This window comes from Clostridium sp. TJA038, assembly GCF_058310255.1.
On the sequence record NZ_JBZEFA010000005.1, the window covers coordinates 60,365 to 76,564 of the forward strand.

Annotated in this window: 12 protein-coding genes, 1 riboswitch and 1 other annotated feature; of the genes, 9 read left to right on the forward strand and 3 right to left on the reverse strand. The window is 28.7% G+C overall.

The annotated features are described in order from the left end of the window. Window positions 1–52: 52 nt before the first annotated feature. From AC4FQV_RS09320 to AC4FQV_RS09350, 7 genes are all read left to right on the forward strand, one after another. The gene (locus AC4FQV_RS09320) at window positions 53–631 is read left to right on the forward strand and encodes a nucleoside recognition domain-containing protein (protein WP_491140024.1); all 579 of its coding nucleotides are present in this window, start codon (window positions 53–55) and stop codon (window positions 629–631) included. Between the two features lie 12 nt (window positions 632–643). Further along, window positions 644–1,162 (forward strand): spore maturation protein, encoded by a 519-nt coding sequence (locus AC4FQV_RS09325; RefSeq protein WP_491140023.1) that lies wholly within the window; start codon window positions 644–646, stop codon window positions 1,160–1,162. 404 nt (window positions 1,163–1,566) lie between these two features. Beyond that, window positions 1,567–4,164, forward strand: coding sequence for a bifunctional acetaldehyde-CoA/alcohol dehydrogenase (gene adhE / locus AC4FQV_RS09330; protein ID WP_491140022.1), 2,598 nt, complete (start codon window positions 1,567–1,569; stop codon window positions 4,162–4,164). Window positions 4,165–4,315: 151 nt separating this feature from the next. Continuing rightward, window positions 4,316–5,560 (forward strand): aminopeptidase P family protein, encoded by a 1,245-nt coding sequence (locus tag AC4FQV_RS09335; RefSeq protein ID WP_491165375.1) that lies wholly within the window; start codon window positions 4,316–4,318, stop codon window positions 5,558–5,560. Between the two features lie 105 nt (window positions 5,561–5,665). Further along, on the forward strand, window positions 5,666–6,004 hold the full coding sequence (locus tag AC4FQV_RS09340; protein ID WP_491165376.1) for a phasin family protein: 339 nt from the start codon (window positions 5,666–5,668) through the stop codon (window positions 6,002–6,004). Between the two features lie 127 nt (window positions 6,005–6,131). After that, entirely contained in the window at window positions 6,132–7,745 is a 1,614-nt protein-coding gene (locus AC4FQV_RS09345; RefSeq protein WP_491165377.1) for an ABC1 kinase family protein, read from the forward strand. 114 nt (window positions 7,746–7,859) lie between these two features. Next, window positions 7,860–8,033, forward strand: a riboswitch (Lysine riboswitch). 160 nt (window positions 8,034–8,193) lie between these two features. Further along, window positions 8,194–9,912 carry a Na+/H+ antiporter NhaC family protein gene (locus AC4FQV_RS09350; RefSeq protein ID WP_491165378.1) on the forward strand — a complete coding sequence of 573 codons (1,719 nt, stop codon included), beginning with the start codon at window positions 8,194–8,196 and terminating at the stop codon, window positions 9,910–9,912. Between the two features lie 83 nt (window positions 9,913–9,995). Here AC4FQV_RS09350 and AC4FQV_RS09355 read toward each other — a convergent pair whose 3' ends face one another. Together AC4FQV_RS09355 and AC4FQV_RS09360 are read right to left on the reverse strand one after the other, a co-directional pair. Then, the gene (locus AC4FQV_RS09355; RefSeq protein WP_491165379.1) at window positions 9,996–10,505 is read right to left on the reverse strand and encodes an FUSC family protein; all 510 of its coding nucleotides are present in this window, start codon (window positions 10,503–10,505) and stop codon (window positions 9,996–9,998) included. 48 nt (window positions 10,506–10,553) lie between these two features. Next, window positions 10,554–11,105 (reverse strand): FUSC family protein, encoded by a 552-nt coding sequence (locus AC4FQV_RS09360; protein WP_491140015.1) that lies wholly within the window; start codon window positions 11,103–11,105, stop codon window positions 10,554–10,556. Window positions 11,106–11,261: 156 nt separating this feature from the next. After that, window positions 11,262–11,518 (forward strand) — a binding site (T-box leader). A 78-nt stretch (window positions 11,519–11,596) separates the two neighbouring features. Here AC4FQV_RS09360 and metG (AC4FQV_RS09365) point away from each other — a divergent pair. Both metG (AC4FQV_RS09365) and metG (AC4FQV_RS09370) read left to right on the forward strand, forming a co-directional pair. Next, window positions 11,597–13,534: a methionine--tRNA ligase gene (gene metG / locus AC4FQV_RS09365; RefSeq protein ID WP_491140014.1), complete on the forward strand. Its 1,938-nt coding sequence runs from the start codon at window positions 11,597–11,599 to the stop codon at window positions 13,532–13,534. Between the two features lie 105 nt (window positions 13,535–13,639). Next, window positions 13,640–15,184, forward strand: a complete 1,545-nt coding sequence (gene metG / locus AC4FQV_RS09370) for a methionine--tRNA ligase (RefSeq protein WP_491165380.1) — start codon at window positions 13,640–13,642, stop codon at window positions 15,182–15,184. Window positions 15,185–15,446: 262 nt separating this feature from the next. On the opposite strand, the gene AC4FQV_RS09375 is transcribed toward metG (AC4FQV_RS09370), so the two are convergent. Continuing rightward, complete coding sequence (locus AC4FQV_RS09375; protein WP_491140012.1) at window positions 15,447–16,136, reverse strand: Crp/Fnr family transcriptional regulator; 690 nt, start codon at window positions 16,134–16,136, stop codon at window positions 15,447–15,449. Window positions 16,137–16,200: the final 64 nt, after the last annotated feature.

The following is a 16,200-nucleotide window of genomic DNA, read 5'->3' on the forward strand; positions in this document are numbered from 1 at the left end:
AACTATGCAAGGCATATATTATACAGAAATTACTTGTGATTTAGGAGGAGAGATGATTAATTATATATGGTTTGCAATTATAGCCTTAGGATTGATTTTTAGCATAATGACAGGCCAGGGAGAGTTGATTACAAAGGGGCTTACAGAATCTTCAGAAGGTGCAGTAAAGTTTATAATTTCACTAGTTGGAATTATGTGTTTTTGGTGTGGAGTAATGAAAATTGCAGAAAAAAGTGGACTAACTTCTAAGGTTGCAAAGTTATTAAATCCTATATTAAAAAGAATATTTAAGGAAAGTGCAGATAATGAAGAAGCAATGGGAGCTATTGTTATGAATTTAACGGCTAACATGTTTGGACTATCTAATGCAGCTACTCCTCTTGGGATTAAAGCTATGAGTGAATTAAATAAGATAAATAAAGAGAAAAAAGGAAGGGCTTCAAATGATATGGCCTTATTTTTAGTTATAAATGCTTCTTGTATTCAGTTAATTCCTTCAACAGTTATATCAATTAGAGCAGCAGCAGGTTCTAGTAATCCTGCTAGTATAATAGTTCCTGCTATTATATGTACCTTTATTGCTTGTTGTGTAGGAATTATGTGTTCAAAGATTTTACAAAGGTATTTTTAGGAGGAGAGAATTTTGTTTGCGAATAATATAGTTCCAATAATATTTCTTTTAATAATAGTTTATGGAATGTTTAAAGGGAGAAAGGTTTATGAATGGTTTATAGAAGGAGCAAAGGAAGGACTTATGGTATGCTTTAAAATCTTTCCAGCTTTATTAGCTATGATGATTGCTATAAGAATATTTAAGGATGCTAATTTACTTAATTATTTAAACAATCTTTTAGAACCTGTTGTATCTTTAATAGGTTTACCTAAGGATGTTGTTCCTTTAGTATTAATTAAACCTCTATCTGGAAGTGGAGCTTTAGGAGTTTATACAGAAATAATAAATACCTTTGGTCCAGATACTAGAGAGGGTTTAATTTCCTCTGTAATAATGGGTGGAACAGAAACAATATTTTATACAATAACAGTTTATTTTGGAGCTGTTGGAATAAAAAAAATAAGACACACTTTTTGGGCGGCTTTTATGGCAGATATAACAGCTATTATAATGGCAGTAATAATAGTAGGAATTTTCTTTGCTTTGTAATTTTTGAAAGTTAATTTTTTTTGAAAAGAGTTAACGAATAGTTTTTAATTTAAATATGAAAAGGCTATGTAAAGGATACAAAATATTACAGAAATCGTTTAACTAAAAAATAAAACTTTAAGGTTGATAAAAAAATCACAAAATAGTTAAAAAAATAACGAATTTTTGTCGAGAAAATGTAAAAAATGTTAAAAAAAGTCTAGATTTTTTTTGTTTATCATGATATTATAATCTCGTAAGGTTGGTAAAGAACTTGGAAAAGTAATTTATTACCTTTAAAAGCCAAAATACATGAAAAAAAATTCTTAAATGGAATTTTATTAAAGTTAAAAACTTAACTAGTGCTTTTAATTAATTTTATATATTATGAAAATAAGACTAATCTATAAATGAGGTGGGTATCAATGAAAGTAACAAATGTAGATGAATTAATGCTTAGGTTAGAGAAAGTTAGAGCAGCTCAAAAAGAGTTTTCAAACTACTCTCAAGAGCAAGTGGATGAGATATTTAGACAAGCAGCTGTAGCGGCTAACAATGAAAGAATAAGATTAGCAAAAATGGCTGTTGAAGAATCAGGAATGGGAATAGTTGAAGATAAGGTTATAAAAAACCATTTTGCAGCTGAATATATATACAATAAATATAAAGATGAAAAAACTTGTGGAGTTATAGAAAAAGATGAGTCTTTTGGTATAACTAAAATAGCTGAGCCAATAGGTGTTGTAGCAGCAATAGTTCCTACTACAAACCCAACATCAACAGCTATATTTAAAGCTTTAATATCATTAAAGACTAGAAATGCTGTATTCTTTTCACCACATCCAAGAGCTAAAAATTCAACAATAGAAGCAGCTAGAGTTGTTTTAGAAGCAGCAGTTAAAGCTGGAGCTCCAAAGGATATAATAGGATGGATAGATGAGCCATCAGTTGAAATGTCACAAGTATTAATGTCAGAAGCTGATATTATATTAGCTACTGGTGGACCAGGAATGGTTAAAGCTGCTTATTCATCAGGAAAACCAGCAATCGGAGTTGGAGCAGGTAATACACCAGCTATAATAGATGAAACAGCACACATTAAAATGGCAGTAAACTCAATATTATTATCAAAAACTTTTGATAATGGAGTTATCTGTGCATCTGAGCAAACAGTATTAGTTGTTGATAAAGTTTATGATGAAGTAAGAAAAGAATTTGCTGATAGAGGAGCTTACTTCTTAAAAGATAAAGAGATAGATAAAGTAAGAAAAACAATTTTAATAAACGGTAATTTAAATGCTAACATAGTTGGTCAATCAGCATGGAAAATAGCTGATATGGCAGGTGTTAAGGTTCCAAAGGATACAAAAGTTTTAATTGGTGAAGTTGAATCAGTTGAATTAGAAGAACCATTCTCACATGAAAAATTATCACCAGTATTAGGAATGTATAGAGTTGCTAACTTTGATGAAGCTTTAGTTAAAGCTGAAAGATTAGTTGAACTTGGAGGATTTGGACATACTTCAGTTTTATATACTGACATAATGAAATCACAAGACAGAATTAAAAAATTCGGTGCAACTATGAAAACAGGTAGAACAATAATAAATATGCCATCAACTCAAGGAGCTATTGGAGATATCTACAACTTCAAGCTAGCACCATCATTAACATTAGGTTGTGGATCATGGGGTGGAAACTCAGTTTCAGAAAACGTTGGTCCTAAACATTTAATAAATGTTAAGAGTGTAGCTGAGAGGAGAGAAAATATGCTTTGGTTCAGAGTTCCAGAAAAAGTTTATTTCAAATATGGTGCTTTAGGAGTTGCTCTTAGAGAATTAAAAGATTTAAATAAGAAAAAAGTATTTATAGTAACAGACAACGTATTAGCAAGTTTAGGATATGTTGATAAAATAACAAGTGTTTTAGAAGAAATAGGTATAGATTTTAGAGTATTCTCAGAAGTTACTCCAGACCCAACTTTAGCTTGTGCTAAAAAAGGTGCTGAAGCAATGAGAAGTTACCAACCAGATGCAATCATAGCTCTTGGTGGAGGTTCACCAATGGATGCTGCTAAAATTATGTGGGTAATGTATGAACATCCAGAAGTTGCTTTTGAAGATTTAGCAATGAGATTTATGGATATAAGAAAGAGAGTTTACCCATTCCCAACTATGGGTCAAAAAGCTATGATGATTTCAGTTCCAACATCAGCTGGTACTGGTTCAGAAGTAACACCATTTGCTGTTATAACTGATGAACAATCAGGAGTAAAATATCCATTAGCAGATTATGAGTTAACTCCAGATATGGCTATTATAGATGCAGAACTTATGATGAATATGCCAAAAGGATTAACTGCTGCATCAGGTATAGATGCTTTAACTCATGCTTTAGAAGCTTACGTTTCAGTTTTAGCATCAGAATTTACAAATGGATTAGCTTTAGAAGCTATAAGATTAATATTTAAATATTTACCACAAGCTTATGCTGAAGGTACTACAAATATAAAAGCAAGAGAAAAAATGGCTCATGCTTCAACAATGGCTGGTATGGCATTCGCTAATGCATTCTTAGGAGTATGTCACTCAATGGCACACAAATTAGGATCAGAACACCATATAGCACATGGAGTTGCTAACGGAATCTTAATAGACCATGTAATAAGATTCAATGCTGTTGACAATCCAAGAAAACAAGCTGCATTCCCACAATACAAATATCCAAATGCTAAATGGAGATATGCAGTAATTGCTGACTACTTAGGATTAGGTGGAAAGAACGAAGAAGAAAAAGTTAATAACTTAATCAAAGCTATAGATAACCTTAAGAAAACAGTTGGAATCCCTGCAACAATAGCTGATTGTGGAGTTTCAAAAGAATCATTCTACGCTACATTAGAAAAAATGAGCGAAGATGCATTTGATGACCAATGTACAGGTGCAAACCCAAGATACCCATTAATAAGCGAAATTAAGCAAATGTACATCAATGCATTTGAAGGAAAAAAAGATAGAGTTTAATATATAGCTTTGAAATTAAGATAATAAAAAAATACCCTTTAGAATTTTTCTAAAGGGTATTTTTTTATTAAAATATAAATATGTATTATATGTTAAGATTTTCTATTCTAAATATGGTAAAATTTAATAAATAGGAATTGGAGGTATTAAAATGGATAAGAAAGTTTTTATTAAAAACAGAGAAAATTTATTAAAAAAATTAGATGATAATTCCTTAGTGGTTTTATTTGCTGGTAATGCAGTAAGAAAGACTGCTGATGAATATTTTCAATTTACTCCTAACAGAAATTTTTATTATTTAACAGGAATAGATGAGGAAAATCATATATTGATGATTAAAAAAATTAATGGGGTTACTGAAGAAGTATTATATATTTTAAGACCTAATTTAGAGCAAGAAAGATGGACTGGAAAAACCATTAGGGATTATGAAGCTAAAGAAGTTTCAGGAGTTTGTAATGTTAAATATTTAGAGGATTTTAAAGATGATTTAAATGTAATATTTACGAATGGAATTTCAGAAAAGCTTTATTTAGATTTAGAAAGAGTATCTTTTGAGGAGGAGGTTAGTAAAAGTCAAAGCTTTGCAAAGGAAGTTAGAGAAAGATATCCTCAAGTAATTGTTAAAGATGTTTATGCTGATATAGCTTCATTAAGACAAATTAAATGTAAAGAAGAAGTGGAAGAAATTAAAAAGGCAGCACATATAACAGCTAAGGGTGTAGAACTTTTAATGAAAGAATGTAAGCCAGGAATGAAGGAATATGAATTAGAAGCTTATTTTGATTTTTACTTAAAACAAAATGGAGTAAAGGATTATGCTTTTAAAACTATAGCAGCAGCAGGAGTAAATGCAGCAACTCTTCATTATGTTGATAATAATAGTGAGATAAAGGATGGGGATTTAATTCTTTTTGATTTAGGTGCTCAAGTAAATTATTATAATGGTGATATTTCTAGAACATTCCCTGCAAATGGAAAGTTTACTAAAAGACAAAGAGAAGTTTATGAAGAAGTTTTAAAGGTAAATGAAGAAATAATAAATTCAATAAGACCAGGAGTTGGTTTTTATGAAATTAACAATAAGGCAAATGAACTTTTAGCTGAAGCCTGTGTAAGATTAGGTCTTATAGAGGATAAAAAAGATTACAGAAAATATTACTTCCATTCAATAGGACATAGTTTAGGACTTGATACTCATGATGTTGGTAGAAGAGATATAATTCTTGAGGAAGGAATGGTTTATACAGTAGAGCCAGGATTATATATTGAGGAAGAAGCTATAGGAATAAGAATTGAAGACGATGTATTAGTTACTAAAGATGGTTGTGAGGTTCTAACAAAGGAATGTATAAAATCTGTAGAAGATATAGAAAAATTTATGAGCAGAAAATAGTTTTAGAATTAACAGTATGTTAAGAATAATAAACTTTAAATTTAAAGAAATTAAGAGTAAAATGTAATAAACTAAAAAGTAGACTATGTTTTAGGAGATGATTTCATGATGAACGAATTAAAAAAAGTTATATTAGCAGGGATAGGAACTGCAGCTACTGCTTATGAAAAAACAGATTCTTTTGTACAAGATATGGTTGCTAAAGGTAAAATAACTGTGGAAGATGGAAAAATTTTATCAGAAGAGTTAAAAAGAGATGTACAGGCAAAAACTAGTCAAGCAACAAGTGAAATAATAAACAAGTTAGATAGTATGCATCCTTTAACAAAGGAAGAATTTATGATAATGTTTGAAGAAGCTAATAAAGAAAACTTAAAAGAAATACATGAATTAAAAGAGAGAGTTAAAAAATTAGAAGCTAAGTTAAAAGAAGAAAATATTTAATTTAATAAAAAAACTCTACAAGATAATGAAGGGTAGAATTTAAAGCTATATTAAGTAGCTAAGAGGATTAGGCTTTTCAGTTCCTTGTAGGGTTTTTATAATTTATTTTAATTAGGAGGTGAATTTTATGAGCAAGGGAGAAAGTGCAAAAAGGTTAAAGGAAATAATTAAGGTTTTTACTAACTATGGTTTTGATTATTTGCTTTCATCAAAACTTCCAAATAGTAAATTTGTAGAACCAGGACCACAAGCACTTAGAGAGGCTTTAGAAGAGCTAGGAGCAACCTTTGTTAAAATTGGACAGATACTTAGCACAAGACCAGATTTACTTCCTAAAGCTTATATAGATGAATTAGAAAAATTACAAGATAGCAATGAAATAACAGAGTTTAGTAAGGTTAAAGAGGTTTTTCATGACTCCTTTGGAACAGATATTAGTACATATTTTTTAGAATTTAGTGAAAAGCCCTTAGCATCTGCTTCTATAGCACAGGTACATAGAGCTAAGTTAATGGATGGAAGAGATGTAGTAGTTAAAGTTCAGCATTATAAAATTGATGAAAAAATGAAATTAGATTTAAATATATTAAGAAAGCTTAGTAAATTAACAGCACATCATTTTGCTAACACTTTAATTAATCCTATTGAAGCTTTTGATGAAATTGAGGATGCAACTTTAAAAGAGTTGGATTTTAAAAAGGAAGCCTATAATACAAAAAAGTTTAGAGAGCTTAATAAAAATGTAGCTTGTGTTGAAGCACCTATAGTTATTGATGAGCTAACCTCTGAAAAAATTCTTACTATGGAATATATAGATGGTTTTAAGATTACAGACCTTAAAGTTTTAAAAGAAAATGGTTATGATGTTTATGATGTAGCGGATAAATTAGCAAATTCTTTCTTTAAGCAGATTTTTGAAGATGGATTTTTTCATGGAGACCCTCATCCTGGTAATTTATTTATAAAAGAAGGAAAGATTTGTTATATAGATTTTGGATTAGTTGGAACATTAGAATCAAATTTAAAAAATTGGTTAAACAAGGCAATGATAGCTATGGTTTTAAATGATATAGATACCTTAGTTGATTTTGTAAATATAATAGGCATAAAAAAAGGAAAAGTAGATTATTCAGTACTATATGATGACTTGAAAAATATAGTAGCTAAATATATAAATGCTTCTTTAAAGTCAATAAAAATATCTGATGTTCTTAAGGAAATATTTGAAATTGCAGAAAGAAACAATATACAGTTTCCAAAGGAGTTAGTAACTTTAGTTAGGTCAACAGTTATATTAGAGGGAGTTATAGCTAAAATAGACCCTGATTTAGAAATAATGGAATGTATATATCCTTATGTTAGAGAAAAAAACAAAGAAGAAATTTTAAAAAGTTTAACTAAAGATAAATTAATGGCTGATGCATATAAATTTGTTTCAAAAAGTATTGAAGTACCAGATAAATTTTCAGAGCTTGTAGACAGTTTAACTAAGGGAAGGGCTAAGTTACAACTTCAGATGAAGGATGTAGAAAAGCCTTTAGCTGATTTAAATAAAATGGTCAATAGAATAGCTTTTGCCTTAATAGTTGGTTGTATGATAATTGGTTCTTCTTTAGTTGTAAATGCAAAAATAGGACCTACTTTTCAAGGAGTTCCTATTTTAGGATTAATAGGTTTTATAGTAGCTGGAGTTTTTGGATTTTGGTTATTAGTATCTATAATAAGATCTGGATTTTTTTAATAAAAAGAGACTTTTTTTAATAAATAGTTAATAAACTTATTAAATGCTTGAAAGAATTAAGGTTATATTGTATAAATGTATACAAATATAACAAGTTAAAAGTGAATTATTTAATGAAGATGTAGAGGTGCGAGAATCAAGATTACTAAAATGGAGTTTAAGTGATGTTGAAGTTTTAGGAAAGGGATTATCGCCGAAGTTTTTAGCTGATACTTTAAAGCTAAATGCTGGGTTTGTATAGAATATATACAAAACTGTCACATAAAAATGTGGAGAGCTATCATCTTAGGGAATTAAACAAACAAAAATTTATTTGAAAAAGTAATTTTATTGAACGTTGAGACCTTAGGTTGATTAAGCCTAAGGTCTTTTTTTATAAATTCTATGATAAAAATAAGGGAAAGCCTCTATAAATTAATTCACTTTATAATTTAAAGGAGGATTTTTTATGAAAAACAAAACTAGATTTAAAGTTTTTCTAGCGGTTTTTGTCATGACAATGCTATGTTCAACTTTAGTTTTTGCTTCTGAGGAAGTAGCAGCAGCAAATTCAGCTAAATTTGGAATGTGGACAATATTACCACCTATAGTATCAATTGTTCTAGCATTTTTAACTAAGAATGTTGTTGTCTCGTTGTTTATAGGAACAATAACAGGATGTATAATGCTTCAATTAAATGGAACTAATATACTTGGTGCCTTAGTTCAAGGATTTATTGATTTTACTTACAGGGCTTTAAATTCCTTAGCAGACCCTTGGAATGCAGGAATAATACTTCAAGTTTTAGTTATTGGAGGAGTTATTCATTTAGTAGCTAAAATGGGAGGTGCAAAGGCTATAGCAGAGGCTTTAGCAAGAAAGGCTAAAACAGTTAAAAGTGCTCAACTTACTACTTGGCTTTTAGGATTAGCAGTTTTCTTTGATGATTATGCAAACTCTTTAATAGTAGGACCTATAATGAGACCAGTTACAGATAAATTAGGAGTTTCAAGAGAAAAATTAGCCTTTGTAATAGATGCAACAGCAGCACCTATTGCAGGATTAGCAATAATATCAACTTGGATAGGATTAGAAGTTGGACTAATAGGAGATTCATTAAAAACAGTTGGAATAGAGACTGATGGTTTTGGAGTTTTTTTAGAAACTATACCTTATAGATTTTATAATATATTAATTTTAGCTTTTGTTGTTATATCGGCTATAACTTTAAGAGAATTTGGACCTATGCTTAAAGCAGAGAGAAGGGCTAGAAGAGGAGAAGTTTCACCAAAGGTTACAGAGGTATCTTCAGAAAGTGAAGATTTAGAACCTATAAAAGGAATTAAGTTAAGCATATGGAATGCAATAATTCCTATTGGAGTTTTAATTATTTCCTCCTTAGTAGGATTTTATTATAGTGGATGGATAACTGTAATGGGAGGAGAAGATTTAGCAATTATAGAGATAATGAATAATTCACCTTTTAGCTTTGCTAGCATACAAGCAGCTTTCTCTAATGCTGATGCATCTATAGTTTTATTCCAATCAGCTTTATTAGCAACTATAGTAGCACTTTTAATGGGAGTTGGTAAAAAAATATTTACAATATCAGAAGGTATTGGTATTTGGATTGAAGGCATGAAAGGTCTTTTAATAACAGGAGTAATTCTTATTTTAGCTTGGTCTTTAAGTTCTGTAATTAAGGAATTAGGAACTGCATCCTATTTAGTAGGTGTTTTATCTGATGCTATTCCAGGATTTTTATTACCATCTATTATATTTATACTAGGTTCTATAATAGCTTTTGCTACGGGAACAGCTTATGGAACTATGGGGATTTTAATGCCTCTTGCAATACCTTTAGCTTTTGCAATAAATCCAGAGTGGAATTTTGTTATTGTAAGCACTTCAGCAGTTTTAACTGGAGCTATTTTTGGAGATCATTGTTCTCCAATTTCAGATACTACAATACTTTCTTCTACAGGTGCAGGGTGTGACCATATAGAACACGTTAGAACACAGATATGGTATTCTGTTTTTGTAGGAATTGTAACTGTTGTATTTGGTTATATTCCAGCTGGATTAGGGTTAAGTATTTTCATAATACTTCCATTATCTTTAGTAGCATTATTTGTACTAACTATGATATTTGGTAAAAAGGTAGATGAAAGAGTAGTTAGTAGATAAATTTAAAAATAATAAGGAATAAAATCTTATTAAGATTTTATTCCTTATTTTTGTTTTATAAAAGTTTATTATATAAAAAATTATTAACTTTTTTTTTCTTCTTCTTTCTTTTGATATGGGAAAATAAGTCTATTAATTACAATAGCTATTATTACTCCAATAAAGGTATCAATGATTCTATTGAAAGCATATTCATAAGAACCAAGACCATTTAAGTTGGTCATTATTGCAAATACTACTATACATGAACTATTTATAGCTCCCTTACAATTAAACAGTATGCATAGGTATATTGCTAAAGTTGTACCAACTGCCGTTAAAAAGGCGTATATAAGAAAGTGTGTAAAAGAAAAGTAGTTACAAATTGTAGTTAGTATTAAGCCAACTACAGCACCTAAAAATGTTCCAAGCATTCTGTTTTTACCCATTTTATAAGAGTTTTCAACAGTATCTTGCATACACATCATAGAAGCTATACAGGCAAAAAATGCGCTAGAGCGACCTAATAAATGAAAAACTATTATGCATGTAAATACAGCAAGAGAAGTTTTTAGGTTTCTAGCGCCTATAGTTTGCAGGTTAAATTTAAACAAACAATTTCCTCCTATAAATTTTAGTGTTTTTATTTCCCTCAAAATTAATTATATCTTTTTTATATTTTTTTCTATTTCAGATATCTTATTTTCAACATTTTCTAAATCACTTTTTACTTTATTTTCATATTTATATATATACTTATTTATTAATAGAGCTATTATTATACCTATAAAGGTATCTATGATTCTATCTATGGCATAAGCATAAGGTGCTTTACCATGTAAATTAGTCATAATAGCTATTAATACTATACAGGCTATAGAAACAGAACCTTTTTTGTTAAAGGCATTGAGTAAATATATTGTTACAACTATACCTATTCCTGTTATTATTCCAGGAAATTTTATTAACCTAAGGTTTAAGGCTAAAAATGTTAGAGTAAGACCAACTAATCCTCCTGTTATAGTCCCAATCATTCTGCTTTTTCCCATTTTATAAGAGTTTTCAACTGTATCTTTCATACATATTACAGCAGCAATACAAGCATAAAATGGATATTCCCTATGTATTAATTCAAATAAGCCTATACATAAAGTTACAGCTAAAGCGGTCTTTAAATTTCTTGCACCTACTTTAGGCAGAGTTAAGCCTTTCATTAAAATAATACCTCCCTGACAAATTATGATTATTTATAGATAGTATATAACATTTTTATATTAATACAAATTATGTCTTTAAAAGAATTTTAAAGAATTATAAAATAAAAACGATTGACATTAATACAAAATTAATCATATAATTAAAATTAAGTAATAAATGCAATGAAGAGAAGAGTAATAAGGAAATAATACATAAAAAGAGAGCTGGGGTAGGTGAAAGCCAGAGGTATTAATCTTTATGAAGATGGACTTGGAGCAGACTTTTTGAGAATTTTTATTTTAGAAAAGTACGGGAGCAACCGTTACATTGCAGAGTAATAAAATAAGTTAAACTTAGGAGTTACTTGACGAGATATTTATGGCGACATAAGTATGAATTAGAGTGGTATCGCGTAATTAACGCCTCTATGGGATTATCCATAGAGGCTTTTTATATTTTAGAAATTTTTGGAAAAAATAATAAGTAATAATTTAAGGAGGAAAAAATAATGTGTAAAAAACCATATTATATTACAACGCCTATTTATTATCCATCAACAAACCTACACATAGGTAACACTTATACAACTGTAGCAGCTGATGCTATAGCTAGATTTAAAAGACTTACAGGTCATGAAGTAATGTTCTTAACAGGAACTGATGAGCATGGTCAAAAAATAGAAAGAATAGCTAATGAAAAAGGAATTACTCCAAAGGAACATGTTGACGAAATAGTTGCAGGTATTAAAGACCTTTGGAAAATGATGAATATAAATTATGATAAATTTATAAGAACAACTGATGATTATCATGTTAAAGCAGTTCAAAAGATATTTAAAAAATTATATGACCAAGGCGACATATATAAAGATTCTTATGAAGGACTTTATTGCACTCCATGTGAATCATTTTGGACAGAAACTCAATTAGTAAATGGTAATTGTCCAGACTGTGGAAGACCAGTTGAAAAAGCTAAAGAGGAAGCTTATTTCTTTAAAATGAGTAAATATGCTGATAGATTAATTAAGTATATAGAAGAACATCCAGAGTTTATTCAACCAGAATCAAGAAAAAATGAGATGTTAAATAACTTCTTAAAACCAGGCTTACAAGACCTTTGTGTTTCAAGAACAAGTTTTACTTGGGGAATTCCTGTAAGTTTTGATGAAAAACATGTTATATATGTTTGGATAGATGCATTATCAAACTACATAACTGCTCTAGGATATGGTCAAGAAAATCAAGAGTTATTTAAAAAGTTCTGGCCAGCTGATGTTCATTTAATAGGAAAAGATATTTTAAGATTCCATACAATTTATTGGCCAATAATGTTAATGGCTTTAGGTTTAGAGTTACCTAAACAAGTATTTGGTCATGGATGGTTACTTGTTGATGGAGGAAAAATGTCAAAGTCAAAGGGAAATGTTGTTGACCCAGTAGTTTTAGTTAATATGTTTGGTGCTGATGCTGTAAGATATTACTTATTAAGAGAAATACCATTTGGTTCAGATGGATTATTTAATAATGAAATATTCATAAAGAAAGTAAATACAGATTTAGCTAATGATTTAGGAAACTTATTATCAAGAACTATAGCTATGGTTTATAAATATTTTGATGGAGTTATTCAAGCACCAACATGTAAAGAACCTATTGATGATGAATTAATAAATTTAGCATTAGCTACTCCAGGAAAAGTTGAATCTAGTATAGAAGCATTAAAAATTCCAGAAGCTTTAGAAAGTATATGGACTTTAATTGGAAGAGCTAATAAATATATAGATGAAACAACACCTTGGATACTTGCTAAAGATGAGGATAAAAAAGAAAGATTAGGAACAGTTTTATATAATTTATTAGAAACTTTAAGATTTGTTTCAGTTATGATTTCACCATTCTTAACAGAAACAAGTGAAAAAATAGATGCTCAATTAAATACTAAGGTTACAACTTGGGATAGTTTAAAAGAGTTTAATGGAACAGTTCCAGGAGATAAAGTTGTTAAGGGTGATGTTATATTCCCAAGAATAGATGTGGAAGAAAAATTAGCAGAGCTTGAGGCTTTAAAACCAGCACCAGTAAAGGCAGAAAATGAAGAATTAGTTAAAAATCCAATAAAAGAGGAGATAACTATAGAAGACTTTGACAAAATTGATTTAAGAGTTGTTAAAGTTTTAGAGTGTGAACCAGTTAAAAAGGCTAAAAAGTTATTAAAACTTAAAGTTGATTTAGGTGGAGAAGAAAGACAGGTTATTTCAGGAATAGCACAACACTATAAACCAGAAGAGTTAGTTGGAAAATATGTTGTGTTAGTTGCTAACTTAAAACCAGTTAAATTAAGAGGAGAATTATCTCAAGGAATGATACTTGCAGCAGCACCTTCAGATGATTCAGAACTTTTATTAGTAAATCCAGGTGAATTACCAACAGGAAGTCAAGTAAGATAATTAATCTTAAGGGCTCTTATATTCATAGTTTATAGAATATAGGAGCCCTTTTGTAATATAATTTTATAAAGACAATTTATAAAGAGATTTTTTGGGAGGATAATAATGAAAGTAATTATAGGTAATGCATGGCCTTATGCAAATGGACCACTTCACATAGGTAGAGTATCCTCTTGGATTGGGGGAGATATCTTAGCTAGATATCATAGAGTTAAAGGTGATGAGGTTATTTTTGTATCAGGTTCTGACTGTCATGGAGCACCAGTTTTAAATAGAGCAAAGGAACTTAATGAAAAGCCTGAGGAACTTATAAATAAATATCATAAAGAATTTTCTAAATGTTTTAGGGAATTAGGCTTTTCATTTGATATATTTTCAAGAACTGATAGTGAATATCATGAGGAGCAAGTAAAAAATATAATAAAAACAATTTATAATAAGGGCTTTATATATGAAAAGGAAACAGAGGAATTTTATTGTAAAAACTGCTTAGAAGATTTTGATGATTTGAAATTTAATAATGGAATTTGTATTAAATGTAGTGGAGAGGTTTTACATAAAGTTTCTAAAAATCTATATTTTAAATTATCTTATTTTCAAAATTATATTAATAATTTGGTAAAAGGAGAGGAAGCTTGGAGAGAAAATGCTATTAAAATAACTAATAGACATTTAGAAGGAGGACTTAGAGATAAAGTTTTAACAAAGGAGATTAACTGGGGAATAGAAATTCCTATAGAGGGGTTTTCTGATAAAAGACTATATGTATGGGTTGATGCTCTTTTAGCTTATCTTACTTCATCTAAAAAAATAATAGAAGAGAGAAAAGAAAGTTTAGAAGATTATTGGAACAATGAAGAAAGTAGAATTTATTTGATTCATGGAAAAGAAAATATTCCTTTTCATACAACAATGTTTCCATCACTATTATGTTCTTTAGGTCTTAATAAAAGTAAAATTAGAATTTTTTCTTCTGAATACTTAACTTTAGAAGGAAAGCCTTTTTCTACTAATAGAAATTGGGCTATATGGATGCCTTATATATTAAAAAAATATGATAAAGATTTGATTAGATATTATTTGATAAGTAGAGGAGCAGAGGAGAAAAACTCAGATTTTACATGGAGAGATTTTATAAAAGCAAATAATACAGAGTTAGCAGGAGTTCTTGGTAATTTTGTTTATAAAGTTTCAAACTTTATATATAAAAACTTTAATGGTCAAATAATAGGACAAGATATTCCACTTCAATGGAAGAATTTAATAAGAAGAACCTATGCTTCTGTTGGGAATAAATTTGAAAATGGTGAATTTAAAGCCGGTACAGAAGAAATTTTTACATTAATAAAGCAGGGAAATGAATTATTAGATAAAAATAATGTTTGGGAACTTTTAAAAAAAGATAAGAAGGAATGTGAAAGAATTATTTACATTGCTTCTCAAATATTAGTAGCACTTATAGATTTATTAAATCCAATTCTTCCGTTTACTTCAAAGAAAATAAGTAATATTTTAAATATAAAGGAGCTTAAATGGAGCTTTTTAGAAAAAAATAAAATTAATATAAATAAAGCAGAATTTTTATTTGAAAAAATAGATAAAAGAGCTGCAATAAATGAATTAAATAGGCTTAAAAAGAGAAAAAATTAAAAATAAACCTAGTTTCTAAGTTTTTAGAAACTAGGTTTATTTTTAAATCTTAAGGTTTAAGGTTAGGAATTATTATATAGAAATTTTTTAAATTAATTAAACTTAATAGCCCTTGATATTTGCGTAAGGGGGACAAACTATTCAAGGGCCATTTAAGGGGTAAAATTAAATTAGTGTTTTAGCTACGTTACAATTATTATATTAAGGTTCTTATGTGGCATTTATGTGTCAAAAAGTGTACAAAAATATTAACTTTATAATTTTATTTTAAATTTAATTTAAGTTCCTCTAAGTTTTTTATTTCTATTATATTTTTTGAAAAGTCTATTAAACCTGAATTTCTCATTTTAATAAGTTCTCTAGATAAAGAAGGTCTTTGAATACCTAGCTTTTCTGCCCAATCTTTTCTAGAAAAATCTAAGTGTATTATTAAGGAGTTGTCCTTTTCATATCTTTTTATAAGATATTCACAAATCATTTCCCTTATTGATTTCATTGAAACTTCTTTAAGTTTTGAACTTAAGTTAAGAGCTTTATTTGAAAGTATTCTTAAAAGCTCTTTTAGAAAAAACTCCTTTGAATGACAAAGTTCATATATGTATGATTTTTTTATATGCAATACCTTAGAGGCTTCCTTTGATAATACAGACATAGGATAGTTATTTTTATCACCAAAGAGAAGATTTTCTCCAAAGACATTTCCTTTATTTAAATTAGAAACCACAAGAAGATTTCCTTTAACATCTAATTTTTGAATTTCTATTTTCCCTTTTAAAATAACACTTAAAAAATTACAGTGTTCTCCCTCTGAAAATAATAAGTCATTTTTTAAATAAGATTTTATAAAAACATCTCTAGAATTTAATAAATTTTGAATATCATAATCAGTAAATTGAGAAAATAGCGAACATTTTTTTATATCATTAATTATGTTGAAATCTATTTTATTCACCACCTTTTAAAATAAGTAGTATTATATTAATATAAACATATATATTTTACACTATTTAAGTGAA